We start from the raw sequence: 6,406 nt of genomic DNA on the forward strand, positions 1-6,406 counted from the left end.
GAACCAGTGATTGGTTCCGGATTGTCCTACAGCAGAAGGATCGGTCAATGGATCCTTAACTGATCAGCATTGCCGCAAGTGCGGGGCGTTTTGGCAAGAAAGGCTTATCAGGCAGCCAGGTTCTTGGCCACGAATTCCCAGTTGACCAGGGCCCAGAAGGTTTCCATGTACTTCGGACGCAGGTTGCGGAAATCGATGTAGTAGGCGTGTTCCCACAGGTCGACGGTCAGCAGCGGGGTGGTACCGGCTTCGGTCAGCGGGCAACCGGCGTTGGAGGTGTTGACGATGGCCAGGGAGCCGTCAGCCTTTTTCACCAGCCAGGTCCAGCTGGAGCCGAAGTTGCCGATGGCAGACTTGGTGAACGCATCCTTGAACTCGGCGAAGGAGCCGAAGGCCTTGGTGATGGCATCGGCCAGGGCGCCAGTGGGTTCGCCACCGCCGTTCGGGGAGAGGCAGTGCCAGTAGAAGGTGTGGTTCCAGATCTGGGCAGCGTTGTTGAAGACGCCACCAGTGGAGGTCTTGATGATCTCTTCCAGAGACTTGCCTTCAAACTCGGTACCCGGCACCAGGTTGTTCAGGTTGACCACGTAGGTGTTGTGGTGCTTGCCATGGTGGTATTCCAGAGTTTCCTGGGAGATGTGCGGTTCCAGAGCATTGATTGCATAGGGCAGAGCGGGAAGTTCGAAAGCCATTTTCTACTCTCCATTGGCTGGTCCGTGCGAAGGCGACGGTTGCAAGACATTGCGTACTCTTTTCTATCTTGAAAAGAATTGTTCTTGAAATGAGGGGGCCAGACGGCCCAAAGCCCGTCGATTGTAGCAGTATCAAAGATGGGCGAACAACCCTTGATTCTTGCCATGATCCGGATCAAGCTGCGGCGTATTGATGCATGACTTCTTTCATTCGCAACGGTTTGCCAGTTTGTGGTCTGCCCGGATTGCAGTAGAATGGCCTCCGAAATCGCTCCAGTGAGGCATTTATGGAAACTATTGAAAAGATCAAACAGCAGTTGGCTGAGAATCCCATCATCCTCTACATGAAGGGATCCCCCAAGCTGCCCAGCTGCGGTTTCTCTGCCCAGGCCTCCCAGGCCCTGATGTCCTGCGGCGAGCCTTTCGCCTATGTCGACATCCTGCAGAACCCGGACATCCGCGCCGAGCTGCCGAAATTCGCCAACTGGCCCACCTTCCCGCAACTGTGGGTCGAGGGCGAGCTGGTCGGTGGTTGCGACATCATGATCGAGATGTTCCAGGCCGGCGAGCTGCAGACCCTGATCAAGGAAACTGCCGCCAAGCACAAGCAGGATGACGCTGCCGCCGAATAAGGCCGCATCCATACCATGCAAAAAGGGGAGCCACTGGCTCCCCTTTTCTTTGTGCCCACGACAGACATCAGGCGATGCGTTCGAGGCGCGCCATGTAGAAGCCGTCGAAGCCGGTCTCGGCCGGGCTGACGTTGTGATCGCCGATCAGGCGGAAGTGCTCGTTGGCGGCGAGGAACTTGTCCACCTGCTGGCGGTTCTCCTCGGGCAGGATGGAGCAGGTGGCGTAGACCAGCAGGCCGCCCACCTTCACCATCTGGCTGTAGCGCTGCAGGATCTCCTCTTGCAGGGCGACCAGCACCGGCAGGCGCTCGGCGGTGTCGCGCCACTTGGCATCCGGGTTGCGCTTGAGCACGCCAAGGCCGGAGCAGGGGACGTCCAGCAGCACGCGATCGGCGCTTTCTTTAAGGCGCTTGACGGTCTTGCTGCTGGTGATGACCCGGGTCTCCACGTTGTGGGCACCGGCGCGGCGGGCGCGCTGCTTGAGGTTCTCCAGTTTCCACTCTTCCACGTCCATGGCCAGCAGACGGCCCTTGCCCTGCATCATGGCGGCCAGGTGCAGGGTCTTGCCGCCGGCACCGGCACAGGCGTCGATGACCCGCATGCCGGGCTTGACGTCGAGGGCCGCGGCCACCAGCTGGGAGCCGGCATCCTGCTGCTCGAAGCAGCCGTCGGCAAAGGCCTGGGTACGGAACAGGGCGGCGTCCGAGGTCACTTGCAGGGCGGTCTCCACTCCGTCGACGGGCACTGTGGTGACATGCTCTTTGGCCAGCATGGCTTGCAGCTCGTCCCGGGTGCACTTGAGGGTGTTGACCCGCAGGTAACGCTTGGGCATCCAGGCCAGGGCGGCACGCTCGGCCGGCCAGGCGTCGCCCAGTTGCTCGCTGCCGAGTTTTTCCAGCCAGGCAGGGCAGCCGTCCATCAGCACGGGGTTCTTCTTGGCCTCGGTCAGGCGGCGGCGGAACGCCTCCTCGTTGAAGCGATCCAGGGTCGGGTGGTTGGGCTGATCTATCTTGTGGAAGGCGTGCCAGCTGTGCAGCAGCGGCCAGACATTCTTCTCCGCCTGACGGACCTGGATGCCGGTGAGGAAGCAGTAGAGGCTGAGGCGGCGCAGCAGATCGCCGGTGACCAGGGCAATCCTTGCCTGTTCTTGCGGTTTGAGTTCGATGCCGGAGAAGTGACGTGCATAGGCGCGGTCGAGGGTAAGACCCTGACCCAGCACATCGTCAACGATGGCAACGACCAGATCCCCGAAACGGGGCAACAGTGGGGACTTGAGCATGAGATTAACCTTGGCCAAAGAAAGAGTGAACCGGCCCCGTCGAAGAGGGGTTCTGGAACGGACAAATCCGCGCCATGATAGGGGCTAGTCTGCATTGGTGCAACCTTCCCCATTCGGGGAATGTACAGAGGATGTTGCTGGACTAATCGGACCAGCGGGCAAATGATGCCGTGGCAGTTCAGGTGAATCCGTTTAAAAAGGAATTAAAAAGATGCAGTTGATGAAATATTCTCCGCTGGCGGTGCTGGTGGCGGGTCTGATGACGTCCGGCAACCTGATGGCCGGCGAGTGGCATACGGTCACGGCGCGGGCCACCGCCGCCGATGGGTACGAGGTGAGGGCCAGCCAGTATCGCATCGTCACCGTCTCTACCGATTACCTGGCTGCCCTGAAGGGGGGCGAGCGCCGCCTGACCTTGCCTCTGCCGGATGGCAAGGAGGTGACCTTCAGCCTGCAACCCTATGATCTGCTGCCGGCGGATCTGGCCGCCAAATATCCCGATATCCTGGCCTTCAAGGGGCACAACGAAGCGGCGCCTGGCGAGACCGGGCGCTTCGATCTCGGTCCCCAGGGATTCCACGCCATGTTCAGCCATGAAGGGAAGATGGTGTTCGTCGATCCCCTTCGCAATGGGGAAGGCTATGCCGTCTATTACCAGCAGGATGCCCACAGCCGGCTGGAAGAAGAGGCGGACAAGGTGATCGGGGGCGAGGCCAAAAAGCTGGCCCGTCAGGTGCTGGTGGATGGCAACGAGCGCAAGCGCTATGTCATCGCCATCTCGGCGGCGGGGGAGTATACCCAGTATCACGGCGGTACCGTGGAGGCGGGTCTTGGCGCCATCACCACCCTGCTCAACCGGGTCAACGAGGTCTACCAGCGTGATGTGGCGGCCGAATTCCAGCTGGCCAGCGGCAACGACACCATCATCTTCACCGACGTGGCGAACGATCCCTTCAACAATGATGACGGCGATATCGATGCCAACATGCAGGTGCAGGCCGATGCCCTGACCAAGGGGCTGGGGGCCTTCGACATCGGCCATGTGGTCAACACCGGTGGCGGCGGCCTGGCGGGGCTGGGCGTACTCTGCACCCCTGACAAATCGGCGGGGATGACGGGCTCCCCCGAGCCGGTGGGGGATGCCTTCTTCATCGACTACGTGGCCCACGAGATCGGTCACCAGTTCGGGGCAGACCACACCTTCAACGGCACCACAGGCAGTTGTGGCGGCGGCAACCGGGAGGCAAGCCAAGCCTGGGAGCCGGGCAGCGGCAGCTCCATCATGGCCTATGCGGGGATCTGCGGAGACGAAGATCTGCAGCCCCACAGCGAGCCCTATTTCCACAGCAAGTCCATCGAGCAGATGCGGGCCCACATGGCCACGGAGCCAAATTGCGGCACCCCGTTGGCGCTGGTCAACAATGCGCCCCAGGTGGCGGCAGGCAATGACTACGTCATCCCTGCGAACACCCCCTTCGTGCTCAAGGGGGCGGGGGCCGATCTTGACAGCGATCCGCTGAATTACACCTGGGAGCAGATCGATCTGGGGACGGAGTCGAGCAGCCCGGCCACCATGGTGGACGACGGCAGCCGTCCGCTGTTCCGTTTCGTGGCGCCGACCAGCGTGCCGGAGCGCACCCTGCCGAGTCTCACCTCCCTGCTCACCAACACCCTGGCAATAGGGGAGGCCTGGCCTGCCACCAACCGGGACCTGAACTTCCGCCTCACGGCGCGGGACGGCAAGGGCGGTGTCGCCAGCGATGACATGAAGATCCAGGTGGTCAACACCGGCAAGGCCTTTGCCCTGACCAGCCCGGTGGTGACCCCCCTGGGGGCGGGCAAGACGCAGACCATCAGTTGGGAAGTGGCCGGCACCAATGCCGCCCCCATCAACTGCAGCAAGGTGGATCTCTTCATGACCCGGGACGAGGGGGCAAACTGGACTTCCCTTGCCAGCGGCAAACCCAACTCGGGCTCGGCGAGCGTCACCATCCCGGCGGGCCAGGATGGCACTGCCCGTTTGAAGGTGGCGTGCAGCGACAACATCTTCTTCGCCATCAGTCCCCTCAAGCTCTCGGTCACCCAGCGCGGTGAAGAGGGGGGAAGCGGTGGCGGCGGTGCCCTCGGCTTCTGGACCCTGGCCCTAGCGTTGCTGGGCTGGCAGCGGAGGCGGGCATGAGACTGGCCGGGGTGCTGCTGCTCACCCTGCTCGGCGGTTGTCAGGCCGATGCAGACACCCTGGAGCAGGCGGTCAGCGCCAGCCTCGCCAGGCAGGATTACCGGCTGATCGTGCGGGCCGGGCGCGGCGAGGTGGCGCCCGGGATCGCGGCGGATCAGCAGGCGGCGGCCAAGGCCCGCTGCGGCGTGCGCTATCTCGACGGATTCGGGGATGTCATCAAGCCGGATCAGAAGGAGGCCCACGCCAGGCTGAGCGCCTATGCGGCGGACTACAACCGGCGCATGCTGGCCCATTGCCCGCCGATTGACGGCAAGCAGTAGGCTGACGGTCATCGGCATAAAGAGGGAGGCATGAGCCTCCCTCTCTTTTTGCTCCGCCATTTGGCCGCCCCGAGGCTTGTACCCATGGCGCGCTCGTCGCACAATGCCTGCACCCATCGCCGCACGGGCGGCAGAGAAAGAGAGAAGGAAAATCAAGATGATGGATGTGGCTGATCTGCGTCGCGAATACACCAGGGGTGGACTGCACCGGGCCGATCTGCCGGCCGAGCCCCTCACCCTGTTCGAGAAGTGGCTGGCCCAGGCGTGCGAGGCCAAACTGACCGATCCCACCGCCATGGTGGTGGGCACCGTGGATGCCGATGGTCAGCCCTGGCAGCGCACCGTGCTGCTCAAGCACTACGATGCCGAAGGCATGGTGTTCTACACCAACATGGGCAGCCGCAAGGCGCATCAGCTGGAGGGCAACCCCCGTATCAGCCTGCTCTTCCCCTGGCATACCCTGGACAGACAGGTACACGTGACCGGTCGGGTGGAGAAGATGAGCACCTTCGAGGTGATGAAGTATTTCCACAGCCGTCCCAAGGACAGTCAGATCGCCGCCTGGGTCTCCAAACAGTCGACCCGCATCTCGGCCCGTGGCGTGCTGGAGGCCAAGTTCCTCGAACTCAAGCAGAAGTTTGCCAATGGCGAGGTGCCGCTGCCGAGCTTCTGGGGTGGTTTCCGGGTGCGCATCGACACCGTCGAGTTCTGGCAGGGCGGGGAGCACCGTCTGCACGATCGCTTCTATTACACCCGCGAGGGGGACGGCTGGCACATCGAGCGCCTGGCACCCTGATGAACATCGCCCGGCTCAAGAACTTCACCGAGATAGTGAAGAACAACTTCAACATCTCGGCGACGGCGGAGAAGCTCTATACCTCCCAGCCGACCCTCAGCAAGCAGATGAAGATGCTGGAAGAGGAGCTGGGGCTGGCGCTGTTTACCCGCAAGGGCAAGAACCTGTCGGGCCTGACCCCCATGGGGGAGCAGGTGATGGAGCTGGCCAGGGGAGTGGTGGCCCAGGTGGAGCAGATTGGCCAGCTTTCCCTCGGGGATCAGCTGGCCACCAGCGGGGTGCTGCGCATCGCCACCACCCACACCATGGCCCGCTACAAGCTGCCGGCGGTCATTACCGAATTCTCCCGCCGCTACCCCGAGGTGAGCATCCAGCTGCATCAGGGAGCCCCTGCCCAACTGGCGCAGATGGCGCAAAACGGGGATGTGGAGCCGTCATTCCGCACCTGATTTTGCTATTTTCAGTGCTTGACGGCGATCGGCCGTTCTGATCTATTACTCTCTTTTGC

The 6,406-nt window shown here is 62.4% G+C and carries 7 protein-coding genes; 5 read left to right on the forward strand and 2 right to left on the reverse strand.

Annotated features, from left to right (window positions below):
- Positions 1-107: 107 nt before the first annotated feature.
- On the reverse strand, positions 108-692 hold the full coding sequence (gene sodB, locus PG892_RS21095) for a superoxide dismutase [Fe] (RefSeq protein ID WP_010673954.1): 585 nt from the start codon (positions 690-692) through the stop codon (positions 108-110).
- Positions 693-979: 287 nt separating this feature from the next.
- Here sodB and PG892_RS21100 point away from each other — a divergent pair, with 287 nt between their 5' ends.
- Complete coding sequence (locus PG892_RS21100) at positions 980-1,324, forward strand: Grx4 family monothiol glutaredoxin (protein ID WP_010673955.1); 345 nt, start codon at positions 980-982, stop codon at positions 1,322-1,324.
- A gap of 67 nt (positions 1,325-1,391) precedes the next feature.
- Here the strand turns inward: PG892_RS21100 and PG892_RS21105 are convergent, their stop codons facing one another.
- Positions 1,392-2,603, reverse strand: a complete 1,212-nt coding sequence (locus PG892_RS21105; protein WP_010673956.1) for an RsmB/NOP family class I SAM-dependent RNA methyltransferase — start codon at positions 2,601-2,603, stop codon at positions 1,392-1,394.
- A 211-nt stretch (positions 2,604-2,814) separates the two neighbouring features.
- On the opposite strand from PG892_RS21105, the gene PG892_RS21110 reads away from it, so the two are divergent.
- From PG892_RS21110 to PG892_RS21125, 4 genes are all read left to right on the forward strand, one after another.
- Positions 2,815-4,782, forward strand: a complete 1,968-nt coding sequence (locus PG892_RS21110) for a reprolysin-like metallopeptidase (RefSeq protein WP_104452538.1) — start codon at positions 2,815-2,817, stop codon at positions 4,780-4,782.
- Positions 4,779-5,102 carry a hypothetical protein gene (locus PG892_RS21115; protein WP_043154507.1) on the forward strand — a complete coding sequence of 108 codons (324 nt, stop codon included), beginning with the start codon at positions 4,779-4,781 and terminating at the stop codon, positions 5,100-5,102. Before PG892_RS21110 ends, PG892_RS21115 begins: the two co-directional genes overlap by 4 nt.
- 157 nt (positions 5,103-5,259) lie before the next feature.
- Positions 5,260-5,898, forward strand: a complete 639-nt coding sequence (gene pdxH, locus PG892_RS21120) for a pyridoxamine 5'-phosphate oxidase (protein ID WP_039039893.1) — start codon at positions 5,260-5,262, stop codon at positions 5,896-5,898.
- The gene (locus tag PG892_RS21125) at positions 5,898-6,347 is read left to right on the forward strand and encodes a LysR family transcriptional regulator (protein ID WP_270825808.1); all 450 of its coding nucleotides are present in this window, start codon (positions 5,898-5,900) and stop codon (positions 6,345-6,347) included. The genes pdxH and PG892_RS21125 overlap by 1 nt, the downstream gene beginning before the upstream one ends.
- Positions 6,348-6,406: the final 59 nt, after the last annotated feature.

The organism is Aeromonas sp. QDB68 (assembly GCF_027707405.1).
In the GTDB taxonomy this organism is placed as follows: Bacteria; Pseudomonadota; Gammaproteobacteria; order Enterobacterales; family Aeromonadaceae; genus Aeromonas; species Aeromonas caviae.

Excerpts from the sequence above, each read along its gene's own strand:
- PG892_RS21125 (WP_270825808.1), top strand. The coding sequence starts at position 5,898 with ATGAACATCGCCCGGCTCAAGAACTTCACCGAGATAGTGAAGAACAAC.
- PG892_RS21115 (WP_043154507.1), top strand. The coding sequence starts at position 4,779 with ATGAGACTGGCCGGGGTGCTGCTGCTCACCCTGCTCGGCGGTTGTCAG.
- PG892_RS21100 (WP_010673955.1), top strand. The coding sequence starts at position 980 with ATGGAAACTATTGAAAAGATCAAACAGCAGTTGGCTGAGAATCCCATC.
- sodB (WP_010673954.1), bottom strand. The coding sequence starts at position 692 with ATGGCTTTCGAACTTCCCGCTCTGCCCTATGCAATCAATGCTCTGGAA.
- PG892_RS21110 (WP_104452538.1), top strand. The coding sequence starts at position 2,815 with ATGCAGTTGATGAAATATTCTCCGCTGGCGGTGCTGGTGGCGGGTCTG.
- PG892_RS21105 (WP_010673956.1), bottom strand. The coding sequence starts at position 2,603 with ATGCTCAAGTCCCCACTGTTGCCCCGTTTCGGGGATCTGGTCGTTGCC.
- pdxH (WP_039039893.1), top strand. The coding sequence starts at position 5,260 with ATGATGGATGTGGCTGATCTGCGTCGCGAATACACCAGGGGTGGACTG.